Annotated in this window: 12 protein-coding genes and 1 pseudogene; 9 read left to right on the top strand and 4 right to left on the bottom strand. The window is 49.8% G+C overall.

Annotated features, from left to right (window positions below):
• Nucleotides 1-19: 19 nt before the first annotated feature.
• Genes prpC through prpF form a run of 3 tightly spaced genes read left to right on the top strand, consistent with a single transcriptional unit; the run spans nucleotide 20 to nucleotide 4,929 of the window.
• Nucleotides 20-1,144: a bifunctional 2-methylcitrate synthase/citrate synthase gene (prpC, locus tag CWE15_RS08745; RefSeq protein ID WP_126757711.1), complete on the top strand. Its 1,125-nt coding sequence runs from the start codon at nucleotides 20-22 to the stop codon at nucleotides 1,142-1,144.
• A gap of 1 nt (nucleotide 1,145) precedes the next feature.
• Entirely contained in the window at nucleotides 1,146-3,737 is a 2,592-nt protein-coding gene (acnD, locus tag CWE15_RS08740; RefSeq protein WP_126757710.1) for a Fe/S-dependent 2-methylisocitrate dehydratase AcnD, read from the top strand.
• A 13-nt stretch (nucleotides 3,738-3,750) separates the two neighbouring features.
• Nucleotides 3,751-4,929, top strand: a complete 1,179-nt coding sequence (gene prpF, locus CWE15_RS08735; protein WP_126757709.1) for a 2-methylaconitate cis-trans isomerase PrpF — start codon at nucleotides 3,751-3,753, stop codon at nucleotides 4,927-4,929.
• A 102-nt stretch (nucleotides 4,930-5,031) separates the two neighbouring features.
• On the opposite strand, the pseudogene CWE15_RS12045 reads toward prpF, so the two are convergent.
• Nucleotides 5,032-5,562 (bottom strand): annotated as a pseudogene (locus CWE15_RS12045) (serine hydrolase); the annotation flags it as partial.
• Nucleotides 5,563-5,669: 107 nt separating this feature from the next.
• Between CWE15_RS12045 and CWE15_RS08725 the strand changes: the two are divergent.
• From CWE15_RS08725 to CWE15_RS08710, 4 genes are all read left to right on the top strand, one after another.
• Nucleotides 5,670-6,200 carry a DUF2937 family protein gene (locus CWE15_RS08725; RefSeq protein WP_126757708.1) on the top strand — a complete coding sequence of 177 codons (531 nt, stop codon included), beginning with the start codon at nucleotides 5,670-5,672 and terminating at the stop codon, nucleotides 6,198-6,200.
• A gap of 87 nt (nucleotides 6,201-6,287) precedes the next feature.
• Entirely contained in the window at nucleotides 6,288-6,713 is a 426-nt protein-coding gene (locus CWE15_RS08720) for a hypothetical protein (RefSeq protein WP_126757707.1), read from the top strand.
• Between the two features lie 175 nt (nucleotides 6,714-6,888).
• Nucleotides 6,889-8,511: a long-chain fatty acid--CoA ligase gene (locus tag CWE15_RS08715; RefSeq protein ID WP_126757706.1), complete on the top strand. Its 1,623-nt coding sequence runs from the start codon at nucleotides 6,889-6,891 to the stop codon at nucleotides 8,509-8,511.
• A 78-nt stretch (nucleotides 8,512-8,589) separates the two neighbouring features.
• Nucleotides 8,590-9,000, top strand: a complete 411-nt coding sequence (locus CWE15_RS08710) for a DUF6746 family protein (RefSeq protein ID WP_126757705.1) — start codon at nucleotides 8,590-8,592, stop codon at nucleotides 8,998-9,000.
• A 68-nt stretch (nucleotides 9,001-9,068) separates the two neighbouring features.
• Here CWE15_RS08710 and CWE15_RS08705 read toward each other — a convergent pair whose 3' ends face one another.
• Together CWE15_RS08705 and CWE15_RS08700 are read right to left on the bottom strand one after the other, a co-directional pair.
• Nucleotides 9,069-10,019, bottom strand: coding sequence for a 1-phosphofructokinase family hexose kinase (locus tag CWE15_RS08705; RefSeq protein WP_126757704.1), 951 nt, complete (start codon nucleotides 10,017-10,019; stop codon nucleotides 9,069-9,071).
• 63 nt (nucleotides 10,020-10,082) lie between these two features.
• Nucleotides 10,083-11,381 (bottom strand): ribonuclease J, encoded by a 1,299-nt coding sequence (locus tag CWE15_RS08700; protein WP_126757703.1) that lies wholly within the window; start codon nucleotides 11,379-11,381, stop codon nucleotides 10,083-10,085.
• 244 nt (nucleotides 11,382-11,625) lie between these two features.
• Here CWE15_RS08700 and CWE15_RS08695 point away from each other — a divergent pair, with 244 nt between their 5' ends.
• Together CWE15_RS08695 and CWE15_RS08690 are read left to right on the top strand one after the other, a co-directional pair.
• Nucleotides 11,626-13,647 (top strand): bifunctional metallophosphatase/5'-nucleotidase, encoded by a 2,022-nt coding sequence (locus CWE15_RS08695; protein WP_198675000.1) that lies wholly within the window; start codon nucleotides 11,626-11,628, stop codon nucleotides 13,645-13,647.
• A gap of 35 nt (nucleotides 13,648-13,682) precedes the next feature.
• A complete protein-coding gene (locus CWE15_RS08690) occupies nucleotides 13,683-15,035 on the top strand; it encodes an MFS transporter (protein WP_241971879.1) in 1,353 nt (450 codons plus the stop codon).
• A 7-nt stretch (nucleotides 15,036-15,042) separates the two neighbouring features.
• On the opposite strand, the gene CWE15_RS08685 is transcribed toward CWE15_RS08690, so the two are convergent.
• On the bottom strand, nucleotides 15,043-16,359 hold the full coding sequence (locus tag CWE15_RS08685) for an amidohydrolase (protein WP_126757702.1): 1,317 nt from the start codon (nucleotides 16,357-16,359) through the stop codon (nucleotides 15,043-15,045).
• Between the last annotated feature and the right edge of the window lie 67 nt (nucleotides 16,360-16,426).

The following is a 16,426-nucleotide window of genomic DNA, read 5'->3' as shown; positions in this document are numbered from 1 at the left end:
AAGGAAAGAGGAATTTAAAATGACAGGTAAAAAATTAACAGGCGCAGGACTGCGCGGACAGGTAGCGGGCGAAACCGCATTATGTACTGTAGGTAAAAGCGGTTCAGGCTTAACTTACTACGGTTATGATATTTCTGAGCTAGCTGAAAAAGTAAGCTTTGAAGAAGTGGCTTACTTACTTGCCAATGGCGAGCTACCGAACAAACAACAACTAGCTGATTATAAAGCACGTTTGAAGTCGCAGCGTGGCTTACCTCAGGAATTAAAAGATGTGCTTGAGCGCATTCCAGCGGACGCACACCCAATGGATGTGTTGCGCACGGGCTGTTCGTTTTTAGGCAACATTGAGCCTGAAACTGACTTTAGCCAAGCGGACAGCAAAATTGAGCGTATGTTAGCGGCGTTCCCAAGCATTCTGTTGTACTGGTACCGCTTTAGCCACGACGGAGTACGCATTGAAACGGAAACCGATGACGACTCCATTGGTGCCCACTTCTTGCATATGTTGCACGACAAGGCTCCGTCGCAGCTGCATATTGATGTGATGAACACCTCGCTTATTCTGTATGCAGAGCATGAGTTTAATGCGTCTACCTTTACCGCACGTGTATGTGCTTCAACACTTTCGGATATTCATTCCTGTGTGACGGCTGCGATTGGTTCGCTACGAGGCCCTCTGCATGGGGGTGCGAACGAAGCCGCTATGGAACTGATTGAAGGCATGAAGTCGGCTGATCACGCAGAAGAAACCATGATGGGCATGCTAGAGCGCAAAGAGCTGATTATGGGCTTTGGTCATGCGGTATACAGCGAGTTTGACCCGCGTAACGCGGTGATTAAAGCCTGGTCTGAGAAGCTTGCCAACGAATTTGGCGATAGCTTGCTGTACGACGTGTCGGTACGTTGTGAAGAAGTGATGTGGCGCGAGAAGAAACTATTCCCGAACGCAGACTTTTTCCATGCCTCGGCCTACCACTACATGGGCATTCCAACCAAATTATTCACACCGATATTCGTGATGTCACGGGTGACCGGTTGGACCGCACACGTTAAAGAGCAGCGTGCTAATAACCGCATTATTCGCCCAAGCGCGGACTACATTGGGCCAGAGCCGCGTCCAGTTCCTAACATTGATGAGCGATAATATGACCACCAACTATCGAAAAAAATTACCAGGCACAACGCTTGAATACTTCGATACGCGCCAAGCGATTGAAGATATTCAGCCCGGAGCCTACGACAAACTGCCCTATACGTCGAAAATATTGGCAGAACAGTTACTACGCCGGGGCGACTCGGCGCAACTGACCGACCAGTTAAAGCAGTTTATTGAGCGCAAACGCGACCTAGACTTCCCATGGTACCCAGCACGAGTTGTGTGCCATGACATTCTAGGCCAAACCGCCTTTGTGGACTTAGCAGGACTGCGTGACGCTATTGCTGAAAAAGGCGGCGACCCGGCGAAGGTAAACCCTGTGGTGCCAACCCAGCTTATTGTGGACCATTCGCTGGCCGTTGAGCATGCGGGCTTTGAAAAGGACGCCTTTGAGAAGAACCGTGCGATTGAAGATCGTCGTAACGACGACCGCTTCCACTTTATTAACTGGATTAAAACCGCCTTTAAAAACGTAGATGTAATTCCACCGGGCAACGGCATTATGCACCAGATAAACCTGGAAAAAATGTCGCCTGTGGTGCAAGTACGCGACAACGTAGCCTTCCCAGACACCTGTGTCGGAACCGATAGCCATACGCCTATGGTAGACGCCTTAGGTGTTATTTCTGTGGGCGTAGGTGGCTTAGAAGCGGAAAGCGTTATGCTTGGCCGTGCTTCGTATATGCGCTTGCCAGACATTGTCGGTGTTGAACTAAAAGGCAAATTGAAGCCAGGTATTACAGGCACAGACTTAGTACTGTCGCTGACCGAGTTTCTTCGCCGTGAGCGCGTTGTGGGTGCTTACTTGGAGTTTTATGGTGAAGGTGCAGACGCACTGACGGTGGGAGACCGCGCCACCATTTCCAATATGACACCTGAATACGGCGCCACTGCGGCCATGTTCTACATTGACGAGCAAACCATTGACTACTTGAAGCTAACGGGCCGCGACGACGACCAAGTTGCTTTAGTGGAAGCCTTTGCGAAGCATACCGGCTTGTGGGCCAGCGAGATGAAGCAAGCTGAATACGAGCGGGTGCTTACCTTTGACATGAGCAAGGTAACGCGAAGCTTGGCGGGGCCGTCGAACCCGCATGCGCTCTTGCCTTCGTCGGAGCTAGCTGCACGGGGTATTTCAGGTGAAGTCGAGAATGAAGAAGGCCTGATGCCTGACGGCGCTTGTATTCTTGCTGCTATTACCAGCTGTACCAACACCAGTAACCCACGCAACATGGTGGCTGCGGGCTTAATTGCGCGCAATGCAAATAAGCTAGGCTTAACGCGCAAGCCTTGGGTGAAAACTTCCTTGGCCCCGGGTTCAAAAACCGTGACCATGTATTTAGAAGACGCCAACCTTATGCCAGAGCTTGAAAAGCTAGGCTTTGGTTTGGTGGGCTACGCCTGTACTACTTGTAATGGTATGAGTGGTGCCTTAGACCCGAAAATTCAGCAAGAAATTATAGACCGTGACTTATATGCCACGGCGGTTCTTTCGGGTAACCGAAATTTCGACGGGCGTATTCACCCGCACGCGAAAAATGCGTTCTTGGCGTCGCCACCCTTGGTGGTTGCTTATGCTATTGCGGGTACGATTCGCTTTGATATTGAAAAAGACCCACTGGGCTTTGACGAGCAAGGCAACCCGATTACGCTAAAAGACATTTGGCCGAAGGACGAAGAAATTGACGCCATTGTGAAAGCCAGCGTGAAGCCAGAGCAGTTCCGGAAAGTGTACGAGCCTATGTTCGACTTAACCGTGGACTACGGTGAGCATGTGAACCCCTTGTACGACTGGCGTCCGAACAGCACCTATATTCGCCGCCCACCATATTGGGAAGGCGCACTAGCGGACAAAGGCGAAATGAAGGGCATGCGCCCATTGGCCGTTTTAGGTGACAACATTACAACGGACCACTTGTCGCCTTCGAATGCCATTATGCTGGATAGTGCAGCAGGTGAGTACCTGGCTTCTATGGGTGTGCCGGAAGAAGACTTTAACTCCTACGCGACGCACCGCGGCGACCACTTGACGGCACAGCGTGCCACCTTTGCAAACCCGAAACTGTTTAATGAAATGGTGTTGGACGAGGCTGGGAATGTAAAACAAGGTTCGCTGGCACGCATTGAACCCGAAGGCAAGGTGGTGCGTATGTGGGAAGCCATTGAGCACTACATGGCAGCCAAGCAGCCCCTTATTATTGTCGCGGGTGCTGACTATGGTCAGGGTTCGTCTCGTGACTGGGCCGCTAAAGGTGTTCGCCTAGCCGGGGTAGAAGTAATTGCTGCGGAAGGCTTTGAGCGTATTCACCGGACTAACTTAATTGGTATGGGCGTGTTACCCGTTGAGTTTGAACCGGGCACAACCCGCAAAACCCTGGAAATTGACGGTACCGAGGTATTTGATATTGAAGGGACACCAAACGCAGGTGCAACCCTTACCTTGGTGATCAACCGAGCGAACGGTGACGTGGTGAAAGTGCCTGTGAAATGCCGCTTAGATACGGAAGAAGAAGTCAGTATTTTCAATGCGGGCGGTGTGTTGCAGCGTTTTGCGCAAGACTTTCTTGAAGCAAATGCTTAAGGCGTAAACACATATGACACATAAACCTCAGATAAAAATAGCCGCCACTTATATGCGTGGCGGTACCAGTAAAGGGGTCTTCTTCCGTTTGGACGACTTGCCCGCGGCCGCCCAGAAGCCTGGCGCAGCACGTGACGCTCTGTTGTTACGGGTTATAGGTAGCCCAGATCCGTACGGTAAGCACACTGACGGCATGGGCGGCGCTACATCAAGTACCAGTAAAACGGTGATTTTGTCGCAAAGCAGCCAACCAGAGCACGATGTAGACTACTTATTTGGCCAAGTGGCCATTGATAAGCCCTTCATCGACTGGAGTGGCAATTGCGGTAACTTAACGTCGGCGGTGGGCTCCTTTGCGGTGTCCGCTGGCCTAGTGGACCCCAGCCGAGTGCCTGAAAATGGCACAGCTGTGGTGCGCATTTGGCAGGCCAATATTAAAAAAACCATTATTGCTCATGTGCCAATAGCGAATGGCCAGGTGCAAGAAACCGGAGACTTCGAACTCGACGGTGTGACCTTTCCTGCTGCGGAAGTCCCCATTGAGTTTGTGGACCCGGCCGATGGTGAAGGGGCTATGTTCCCTACGGGTCACTTAGTCGATGACTTAGATGTGCCCGGTGTTGGTACTTTTAAGGCCACCCTAATCAATGCAGGTATTCCCACCATATTCGTGAATGCAGCGGATATTGGCTATACAGGCACCGAGCTGCAAGAAGCTATTAATGAAGACGCGAAAGCGTTGGCGATGTTTGAAACCATTCGTGCCTATGGTGCCGTAAAAATGGGGTTGATCAGCGACATTAAAGAAGCGGAAGCTCGTCAACATACGCCGAAAATAGCCTTTGTGGCCCCGCCAGCAAGCTATACCTCGTCGAGTGGCAAACAGATAGCCGCCAACGAGATTGACTTGCTGGTGCGAGCTTTGTCGATGGGCAAATTGCACCACGCCATGATGGGGACTGCTGCTGTTGCCATTGGCACGGCTGCCGCTATTCCGGGCACCTTGGTGAATGTGGCAGCAGGGGGTGGCGAACGCAGTTTTGTAAACTTTGGCCACCCGTCTGGTACCTTGCGTGTCGGCGCCGAAGCCACGCAAAAGGACGGCACCTGGGTCGTCGAAAAAGCCATTATGAGCCGCAGTGCGCGGGTGCTGATGGAAGGCTGGGTACGCATTCCCGAGCCTAGCAAGTAAGCGATAACGCCCGACTAAACCAATGAGCTTAGCCGGGCGTATTTTTTTATTACTCTGTTCCCTTTTCAAGCAAGTACTGAGCAACGGCAGAAAAAGCCGGCTGACACTTTTGCCGGTTACGCGTGAAATAATCCATCCAAGGGCGTCAGAGTTTATGGTTCGATAACCAAAGGCTTCGCCGTGTTGCCCTTTTTTCTGGACTGTTTGTAAATATTCAAAGTAGCCATTTGGCCCAGTGTAGTCCGCAGGCTTAGGAAGCGGGCTTGCTGCCTTGGAGTAAACCCAAATGTCTGCGTTGGGGTCGGCATAGTTTTCGCTGTAATCTAAAGCCGTTGTCATATTCATGACTTGGCGAACAGTTGCTGAGCTAAATGCACTCTGTTTAAGTTCAGTTATTAGTGTTTCGATGCGTGCGTTGTCATCTAACTGACCTTCGGCCACAAATGTTTCTGCTAATAAACCGGTTAACGACTTCGTCATGGACATGGCCGCATGCTTCGCCGTTTGTCTAAACTGATATTTCATTGCATAAAATGAAGCCTGCCCTGATTCGGTAAAACCGACAACCTGACTTGGGCTTTTTGTGGAAACGCTTGAACAAGCGCTGCGTTCCTTGTGTAAAAATAATGCAATCTGTGAACGCTCGCTATCTTTCTTGAACTTACGTATGTTTGAGTTAATACCAACTTCTTTCGCTGTTTAGTCACTGTGACACCCAAGTAACCTTTGTGGAGGTGCAAATGAATATTGTCTTTTCATATATCAGACTGCTGGTTTTTCTTGGTTGTGCTTTGGCGGGCGTGCAGGTTCCCGGATTTGTAGACCAGTATGGAAAGAGCCTAGAAGCCCATGTATTGGAGTCGCAGTTTGCCCTGCAAGAGTTTCAAGCCGATGCTGACAAGTTCTTTGAAGGAAATTTAGAGCGCTTAATTGCCCACTATAAAGCGAGTGATGACGCGGTTTTTCACGACGGTGGCAGTAGTATTGAAACCATTTATGCACGCAATGTGATGTTAAAAGCCAACTTGGCAGCGTTTCGAAGTAGTTTCTTCTCGGCATACCAACAAGCTCTGTTTGCACCTGTGCCAGATGTCGGCGAAGAAGTACGAAGTAATTACACTTACACAGTGCAGCTAAACCCGGTGGCGGTTGGTTTTGGTTTAGGGGTGGGCTTCTTCATTGCTCTTGGTATCGAGCTGCTGCTGCGTTTGTTGTGCTTTTTAGGGCGCAGGTTTGTAGCCGCTTCAAAAAAGCGAAAGTTAATGTCATAGTATGTTTAACAATTAAATAACAATGTGGCTTGGTGAATTTGGTTGCAGTGCGTGTGCTATAAAAAGAATGAATAGATGGAGGTGGCTTTGTTTGGAATTTTAAGGAATATTTTAGCTTTTGTTGGGCTGATGACGTTATTAGGATTGGGTGTCTTATTTCTCTTGTTTTCTCCATGGTTGTTAGACAAGGGGATGATACAAGTAGCAGATGTCATTCATTCACCTAACAATGAATTTATAGCAGTGTCATACAAAGACATGGGGGGTGGTGCTGCAGGTTATTGCTACCAGAAAGTAGCCATACTTAAGTCAGAATCAGAGCTAGAAGCGGTTAACGACAAGCGAAAATATGTTTTTAATACGGAGTGCCGCACTATAGTAGCGCTTGCCTGGCAAGACAATGAAACAGTCGAAGTTAGCTATACCTCGGGCTCGCCTAACTATATCAGTGTGGAAATGTATTCGTCGGCGCAGGATGGCGCTGTGAATATAAATTATGTGCATAAACTATAAAAGCCGCCGCGGGTAGGCATGAAAGCAACTAAGTGCTGTGTGTTCATTTGCAATAGTGCACTCGCAGGAAAATAAGTCGCTACAAAGTTAGGCGTTAAACCAGAGTTTGTGAATTTAACAAAATTTAGTGTAATAGTATGGGTAACAACATAATTACAAAGTGAGGGAGTCACCCATGCTCGGACAAATGATGCCATTTCAACTGACCATTCAATCGGTTATTCGCCATGCTTCTCGGTTGTATAATGACACAGAAATCGTTTCAGTGACTGCGGACCACCCGCAGCACAGGTATACGTTAGGTGACGCGCTGGCCCGTGCAGGTCAGCTGGCGAATGGCTTTGAAGCGCTGGGGCTGAAAAAAGGAGACCGTGTCGCCACCATGGCGTGGAATGACTTTCGCCACTTTGAGCTGTACTTCGGTATTAGTGGCTTTGGTGGGGTAACCCACACCATCAACCCGCGGCTGCACCCAGAGCAGCTTATTTATATTATGAACGACGCCAGCGACAAGGTGTTGTTTATTGACCCCATGTTTGTGCCTCTTATTGATGCGATTCGCTCTCAATTAAAAACCGTTGAGCATGTGGTTGTGATGACATCGGACGCAGGCTCAGTGGGTGACTACTTGTTGTATGAAGACTTTTTAGCAGCGCATAGCTCTGAATATGCTTGGCCTGAAGACACAGACGAACACCAAGCAGCAGCTTTATGCTATACCTCGGGCACCACTGGAAACCCCAAGGGTGTGTTGTACTCTCACCGTACTATGTTGCTTCATGCAATGGGGCTGAGCCAGCCCGACGCTCTGTGTTTAAGCCGTCAGTCGGTTATTTTGCCGGTGGTGCCTATGTTCCACATTAACGCTTGGAGCATTCCCTTTGCGTGCGCCATGATAGGCACAAAAATAGTGTTCCCAGGCCCGAAGGTGATGGACTTTGAAGCACTAACCAATATGTTCATTGATGAGAAAGTGACCTTAACGGCAGGTGTGCCCACTATATGGGGTGGCATGGCCCAGTACCTCCAAAAGACGGGCAAAAAAGTCCCTCACCTAGAGCGTATGGTGGTAGGTGGCAGTGCCTGCCCGCCTTATTTAATGGAGTACTTTTCCAAGGAGCAAGGGGTGAATGTAATTCACGCTTGGGGCATGACAGAAACCAGCCCGCTGGGTACCTGTAATAGCTCGTTGCCTGCAGCGGCCTCAAGCTGGGACGCAGACAAGCAGCACCAGCAACGCTTAAAGCAAGGCTACCCCGTGTTTGGGGTGGAGCTGAAAATAGTAGATGAAGCTGGAGAGGAGCTGCCTTGGGACGGCACCACGCAAGGCTACCTGCATATTCGCGGTCTATGGATTTGCGATGGGTACTTTAATCAACCAGATACCCGTGGCAACGACTGGTTCGATACAGGCGATATTGCTGTGATAGACGAGTTCGGTTGCATGCGCATTATGGACCGAGCGAAAGACTTGATTAAGTCCGGCGGTGAGTGGATTAGCTCCAGCGATATTGAAAATATAGTGCAGGGCCACCCCGATATATTACAGGCGGCGGTGATTGCCACGGCGCACCCGAAATGGGACGAGCGGCCGTTATTGATTGTGGTGCCCAAAGAAGGTGTACAGGTTAAAGGCGATGAGCTGCTGAAGTACTTAGAAGGGAAAGTAGCCACCTGGTGGATACCCGACGATGTACTTTTTGCAGAATCGCTGCCTATTAATGCCACCGGGAAGGTACAGAAAAACGAGCTGAGAGAAACTTACCAAGACTATAAGCACGCGGATTTTTCTGCCTAGGTTTACGTAATTCTTACTGGTATTCTCGTGAGTAAAGAGTAAAATGAGAATCATTCTTATTAACTAGGTGAGGTGGTTATGAAACTAGCATCAGCAGTTGCCATGGTGGCATTGGTCAGTAGTTTATTTCTTGGTGGGGGGGCGCTTCAGGAAGTGCAGGCAAGCGACGACGATCGCATGTCTCATTATAAAGGCGAGCCCTCCCCTAGCCTTGAGGTGGCGGTGAAAAACTTAACTGAGTTTAACCAACAGCTTGAAGCTATTTTGGCAAGCGATGACCTTGATATTCACAAGCTGAGCGAAATTCACCAGCTGACCTATACGCTGGAAAATGCCCTAGAGCGGATTGAGGACGAGCTTGATCGTGCCGAAGATTTGCTTGAAGAAGTGCATGTTGGCTCAGAACGTGCCCAATACGAGCAAGTGCGTGAAGCAGGGAAGGCGTATTTAGAGCAAATACGTAAATTACTCCCACAAACACAGCAATAACCGTTAAGCATTGTAGGTAAGGCACTGCCTTACGTTGCACGGCCTTACGTTGCAATGCCTTACGTTGTTTATGGTAGCGGGTGTGCAATCACCTCACTGACCATACGTTCAAGCCAGTTTAAGTCGTGCAGCTGGTTCCCTTCCAGTTGCACGGTAACGGCTGCAGCCGCTACGCCATAGTGGGTGGCTTGTTGCAGGCTGGCGCCTTTATTCAGCTGGTGGGTTAACGCTGACACAAAACTATCGCCTGCGCCCACATGACTCACAATGTGAACGCTTGGGGCTTCAAAGTAATACGACTCTCCATTTTTGCTGACCAAGACGGCTCCGCCGCGGTTTAAGGTCACGATTAAATGGTCCACAGCACCATCGTGAACTAAGCCAGTCATTTGTTTTGCTAGCTCTTGTATGGAGACATGTTCGTCGAAACCTAACGACGCAAATTCTCGCCTGTTTAGTTTGGCAAGGTAAGTACCGGCATAGAGACTTTCCTTCAAGGCCTCACCGGAAGTGTCGAGTATGACTTTAATGCCTTTTTGATTGGCTTGCTCGGTAATATTTTTATAAAAGTTGTTCGGGATATTGTCTGGCAAACTGCCAGTAAGAACTAAGTATTCTGGCTGGGGTGCAAAGCTGAATAGCGCGTTGTGGCAAGCTTGGTACTCTTGCTCCGATAATTGCGGACCAGGAAATACAAAGTGATGCATTTTTTGGCCTTTGCGCTCGGTAATAGCAAAGTTTTGCCGTGTTTCTTCAGCAATATCGGTCGCCACAAAGGGCGTGCCGTCTTCGTTCATTAGCTGCTTCAAGAGGTTACCGGTAAGCCCACCCGCTGGAAATACAGCTGTTACAGAGCTTCCCATACGGTAAATATTGCGCGCCACATTAATACCACCCCCGCCAGGTAACGACGAAGCTTTTTCACAGCGACTTTTGCTGTCAGAAAATATCTCATCGGTCACACCAAACACATCAATCGCTGGATTAATGGTGAGGGTGACTATGTCTGGTGCGTTCATACAAACTCCTGATGGTGACACGTGTATTTCACGGTAGGTAAGGCACTGCCTTACGTTGAGGTTTTATTGGACCAGCGGTATGCGCCCGGTGCGAACCGCTTGGCGGCGTATAGCTGGCTCGGGTGCAAGTACATACAGGTCGCCATTTAAGCCAGCCATTTGTACCGGTACACCACATTCTTTAGCAATAGCTGCGCTGCTGGCAATGTGCTCTGCTTCTCCATGAACTGGAATGGCGATTTGTGGTTTTACCCATGAATACATTTGCTTTAGCTCTTCTTGGCACGGATGACCGCTGGCATGAATAGGCAGCTCGGTTTCATGGGCTTGGAACACGTCAAATCCTTTGGCTTTTAAGGCTTTCACCAAGTTTTCTATAGGCTCTTCGTTGCCGGGAATAATCATGGAGCTGAAAATAACCCGGTCGCCCTTATCCAAGTTCAAGTCGCGATAACTGTCATTGGCTAAGCGTTGCATGGCGGCACGTGGCTCGCCTTGACTGCCGGTGGCTACAGCCAGAATTTCTTCCCGTGGCAAATAACCAATATGGCGTTGTTCAGCAAGGGGAATACTTTCGTCCCAGTAGCCGGTGCTGCGGGCAATACTCACCATGTTTTGTAGTGAACGGCCGAGCAAGGCCATATACCGGCCAGTTTCTTTAGCAATGCGGCCTAAGGTGAGCAAGCGGGCGACATTGCTACTAAAACAACTCACCACCACACGGCCCGAAGCTTCGTTTATAAGCTGCTTTAACCCCGCATAACACTCACTTTCCGATACAGAATGGCCGGGACGCAAAGCGTTAGTTGAGTCGCACACCATAGCGGTCATGTTCTTTTCCCCCATACGCTTAAAGGGGCGGCTTTGAAAGCCTTTACCCAGCACTGGGTTGTTGTCTATCTTCCAGTCGGCGGTATGAAATATAGTGCCTGCAGGGGTTTTTATAACCATACCATGGGGCTCTGGTATAGAGTGAGTAATGGCTAACCACTGTACTTCGAACACCCCGATTTTTTGTGTGTCGCCGGTATTTACCACCACAATAGGAACTTTGTCGGCTAACTTAGTTTGGGCCAGCTTGCGGCGTAATACTTCAGCGGTAAAAGCCGTGGTGTAAATAGGTACCTGAAAACGCTGCCATAAATAAGGAATGGCGCCTACGTGGTCTTCGTGGGCGTGGGTAATGACAATACCGGCTAAATGTTCCTTATGCTCGACAATAAAGGCCGGGTCTGCACTGACCACGTCGAAGGTTTCACTGGAAGCTAGGCCACTTTGCTGAGGCTGCAAAGGCTCTTTAAAGGTTACGCCACAGTCCACCATAAGCCATTGTCCGGCATGACCAAATAAGTTTAAATTCATGCCGATTTCGCCTGTACCACCTAAAGGAAGGAACCATAAGTCACGAGGGCCAGGAATAAGATGTGAAATACTAGAACTCCTTTTAATGATGCATAACGTACTGGCTATCATATCTGAAATATAGCGTGAGGTTTAGTACGACCCGCCAGCATGACCTGGCTAGGGGCATTTAAGTTGTGGCGACTTCTGATGTACTATGGTGGCTTATCTTATTTTGGCCATGCCTTTAACCCGAGAGCTTTTTATGAGTTTATTGATGCGCGCCTTGCGTTCTTACTTTTTGCATGCAGTAACACTGGTGTTGGTGTTGCCTCTATTGAGCGCTTGTTCGCACCCCGAGCCGACTTCATCGCGCGCACCGTTTGAACTCCATATTGCCCATATTAACGACACGCATTCTGCGTTTGACCCCATAGCGAGTGGCTTTCAAGCACCTTTAACGAACAGCAAATTGAATGCGTATACCGAATTCGGTGGGCACCCACGGTTATTAACACGCATAGATACAATTCGCCGCGATGCAGAGCAAGCAGGCAAAAACCTGCTGTTTTTACACGGTGGTGACGCGTGGCAAGGGTCAGGTTATTTCTTACTGAATGAAGGGCGGATGAATGCGGATATTCTGAACCGCTTAGGGCTTGACGCCATGGCTTTAGGTAACCATGAGTTTGACTTAGATAATGCCCGCTTAAATGCCTTTATTGAGCAAGTAAACTTTCCTGTTTTGGCGGCCAATTTAGACGCCAGTGGCGACGCTGATTTGAAAGAGCAAGAAAACCTGCGGCCGTTTGTGGTGTTTGCGTTTGATGAAAAGGGGCAAAAAACGCCCGTGTCGCAGTTAAACCAGCTGCCAGAAGGGCAACAGTATGTGGGGGTGCTAGGAGTGGTGCTAGACGATATGCCCAATATTGCCCCGAACACAGGTGACGTACGCTTTTTCGAAATGGTAAGTAGCGCGCAAGCCACAGTGGACACACTAAAGGCGGCGGGTGTTCAGCATATTGTGGCTGTGACCCATATTGGTTTAGGGCTTGACCAAAAGCTCGCGAGCGAGGTGAATGGGATTGATGTGATAGTGGGTGGTCACTCACATACCTTGCTGGGTGACTTTACCGACTTAAATTGGGGCAATCAAGGGGAATATGCTCAGCAGGTAGTAAACCCGAATGGACAAACACGCACCTGTATTGTGCAAGCGGGCCAATATGCGCAAGCTATGGGGCTGGTGAAAATACGCTTCGATGCGGCGGGCAATGTGGAAGCCTGCGACGGCAATAACACCTTGTTAATGGGAGAGCGCTTTTATACGCAGCAGACTCTGTTGCCAAGCGAGCTGTTTGAGCCTACCACCCACGCTGATATTGCCCAGTTTATTCAAGACCATAAACAAGCGAAGAGTGTGGCGGAAGCGCCGAGTTTGCGTAAGCATATTGATGAAACCTATAAGCCTGCTTTAGAAGCTTCCTACGGGCAATTACTTGGTTTTGTACCAAAAACCATCATGCATGTGCGCCGCCCGGGGGATAACGGCTCGGATGCCCATGGCTCTGAATTAGCGCCACTGGTGGCTTATGCCCAATACCGTTGGTTTTTACGGCCGGAAGTGCAGCAAGTAACCGGGCGCGTGCCAGACTTTGCCCTGGTGGGCGCAGGAGGTATTCGTACTGAGTTGCAACAAGGTGAATTACGCGAAGGCAATATTCGTTTGGAAATGCTGCCCTTTGCTTCGCACCTATCTATTGTCAGTTTAACGGGGGCCCAGGTTGAAGAACTACTAACAGAGGTGATTACCCAAACCTTGCCCTTAAGTGCCCACGCAGGAAAATTTCCGTATGGCGGCAATTTGCGCTATACCTTTGAAGCAGAAGGAAACACGGGGCGTATTACCCAGCTTGAAGTGAACCGCGGCAGTTTACACCAGCCCGACTGGCAACCCTTGCAAGCAGACGCACGCTATCAGGTGGTAACCAGCGGTTACAGTGCCGCAGGAAACGATGGTTGGCACGCGATGTACCGGGCCCAGCAGCATCACTCGGATAGGTTAGACGTGGTGCTGGAAGCGGGCGCACCAAGCGTGTATCCGGTGGCTCGAGTCGCGCAAACAGAAGACGGAAAACGGGTTACCGAGTACCAAAGTGCAAGCCCTGACTGTCAGCAAGAGACCACGAACTGTGCGGTGGACGCTCTGGCCGTTATTGCATTTTTACGAGACGAGCACACCTGTTTGCAAGCCCTGCCATACCCGGTGGTGACCTTGAACCGATGACCAGCACAATAAAACAATAAGAAGGAATGCTTTGTATGGAACAAATGAATTCGCAGTATAGCCAAACGAGTCGGCCTTCGCCGTTAACTCGCTGGGCCGTATTACTGTTTGTCAGTATGGCCATGTTTGGCAACTACTATATTTTCGACGCGCTTTCACCTGTGGTGGACTTACTGCAGTCGGACTTAGGTTTTACTTATAAGCAAATTGGTTGGTTGTGGAGCGCCTACAACGTGGCCGCAGTGTGTATTTTATTGGTGGGTGGTTACATTATTGACCGCTTTGGGACCAAAAAAGCCATTACTTTCTTTGCTGCTGTGTGTCTTGCCGCAGCGGCGTTACGGGCTGCAACCCCTCATTTTGAAGTGATGCTTGCCGGGCAAATACTGCTTGGGCTAGGTGCCGAGCCGTTAATTGTGGCTGCAACGGCTACGTTAGCAAAGTGGTTCCGTGGTAAAGAGCTCAGCTTTGCCTTTGGTTTGAACCTGTCTATTTCCCGTTTAGGCTCGGCTTCTGCCGACTGGTCCACGTCGTTTGCTAGCCCCTTGTACACCAATTGGCAAGATCCCTTATGGCTTGCCACAGCGGTAGCGGGCATTTCAGTAACGGCTGCCATTTTATATTGGATAACGGAAAACCGGGTTGAACGGGGCAATTACCAACTTGGCGAAGCGGACGCGCCAGATAAGCTGGACGTTAAAAGTATGTTCAGCTTTAGTGCGTCTTACTGGTATATCGTTGCTTTGTGTGTGGTGTTTTATGCCACTGTGTTTCCATTCCGCAGTTTTGCCATTGACTACTTTCAGCAGGCCCATGGCTTAACCCGTGAGGCCGCAGGCTTATTGAGCAGTATGCTGCCGGTGGCCGCTATTGTCGCTACGCCGCTGTTTGGCTTATGGGTTGATAGGGTGGGGAAACGCTCCTTATTTATGGCGGCAGGCTCTTTGGTGATGCTGCCTCTGTTTTTAATGGTGACTTACCTACCTCCAGGCCCTATGGTGACCATTGGCTTGCCCTTTATTGGCTTTGATCAAGCGCCCCTTACACTCTTTATTGTTATGCTCATGTTAGGTGGGGTGTTTTCATTAATTCCGGCAGTGATGTGGCCTTCAGTAGCCTACATAGTGTCGGAGAAACGCTTAGGTTCAGCTTATGCCCTCATGACTTTTTGTCAGCAAATTGGTTGGGCTGCGGTGCCGCTCGTGGTGGGCTTCCTAAATGACAAGTACTTAGCTGGGCCAAGCAATATCGACGGCTATATTCCTAGCATGTGGTTCTATACATGCTTAGCCGCATTAGGTTTGGTGTTTTCGTTTAAGTTGTGGCAAACAGAGCGTGGCCCTGGTAGCCATGGTTTAGAAACCATCACCACCAAGAGCCAGCTTTAACGAGTAGCTAGTGTGTGTTGGCTACCTTCGGGTAGTCAAACACCCAGTTAATGTACAGCTCAGTACCTGTTTTTAAAGCGTCTTCGTCCGCATAGAAAAACGGCGAGTGGTTGCTTGGTGCTTCAGCGGCATTTTGTCCCGGCGGCGTAATACCTAAGAACACAAACAGCCCGGGTGTTTCAAGCGCATAGAAAGAGAAGTCTTCCGAGCCTGAAACCAATTCACTTTCCTTTACTTTGTCGCTGCCAGCAACTCGTTCAAGGGTTGGCAGCATATTCATGGTCAGCGTGGGGTTGTTGTATGTGACCGGGTAGCCTTCATGAATATGGACGTCGGCAATAGCTCCTGCACTTTTTGCTGTATGCTCAGCTGTGGTACGTAAACGATTAAATATTTCCGCACGGTTGTCCATGTCGAAGTTACGGATGGTACCTTCTAAGTAAACCTCGTCAGGAATAATGTTGTTCCGAACACCGCCCTCGACAATACCAAAGCTCACCACGGCAGGGGCCTTGGTAATATTAATTTGACGGCTCACCAGAGTTTGCACGTTATTAATAATTTGCGCCGCTGTCACTATGGGGTCGACACCACCCCACGGTCGAGAGCCATGAGTTTGCTGGCCTTTGACATTAATATGAAAACGGTCGGAAGAAGCCATGAATGGGCCTGAGCGATAGCCGATCTCGCCGGTGTTAAACGGGCTCATCACGTGAATGCCAAACACTGCTTCGGGCTTTATGTCGGCGAACAAACCTTCTTTAAGCATCAGCTCGGCGCCGCCTTCTTCATCACCTGGGGCGCCTTCCTCCGCAGGTTGGAAAATAAACATCACATTGCCTTTTACGTCAGCTTTGTTTTTGGCTAAATACTCGGCGGCCCCGAGCAGCATGGCCATATGCAGGTCGTGCCCGCAGGCGTGCATAACCCCCACCTCATCACCACGGTATTCACCTACTGCCGTTGATTTAAAGGGGACGTCGGTTTGTTCTACAACGGGGAGAGCGTCCATGTCGGCCCGCAGGGCGATGGTAGGCCCAGGCTGACCACCGCGCAGCATGGCCACGACGCCCGTATGGGCAATGCCCGTTTGTACTTCTAAACCAAAGGCTTCAAGCTGCTCTGCTACAACGCGAGCGGTACGAAACTCGCGGTTACTGAGTTCTGGGTGTTGGTGGAAGTCGCGGCGCCAGGCAATCACTTGCTGTTCGAGCTGTGGAGAAATACGCACCGTGTGTTCGTTTGCAGCAGCTGTCGGCTGGCTTATAAAGGCAGCCAAAAGAGCGGCCTTACTCAGGGCAAATAAAGGGGCGAGAGTACGCATATAAACCTCATTGTTTGTTGTTTCTTGCAGTTTGGCAGTAAGGGAAATGGATCGCAAAAAAAAAGAC

Source organism: Aliidiomarina taiwanensis (assembly GCF_003987015.1).
GTDB lineage: Bacteria > Pseudomonadota > Gammaproteobacteria > Enterobacterales > Alteromonadaceae > Aliidiomarina > Aliidiomarina taiwanensis.
This window is presented reverse-complemented; position numbering and strand designations above follow the sequence as displayed.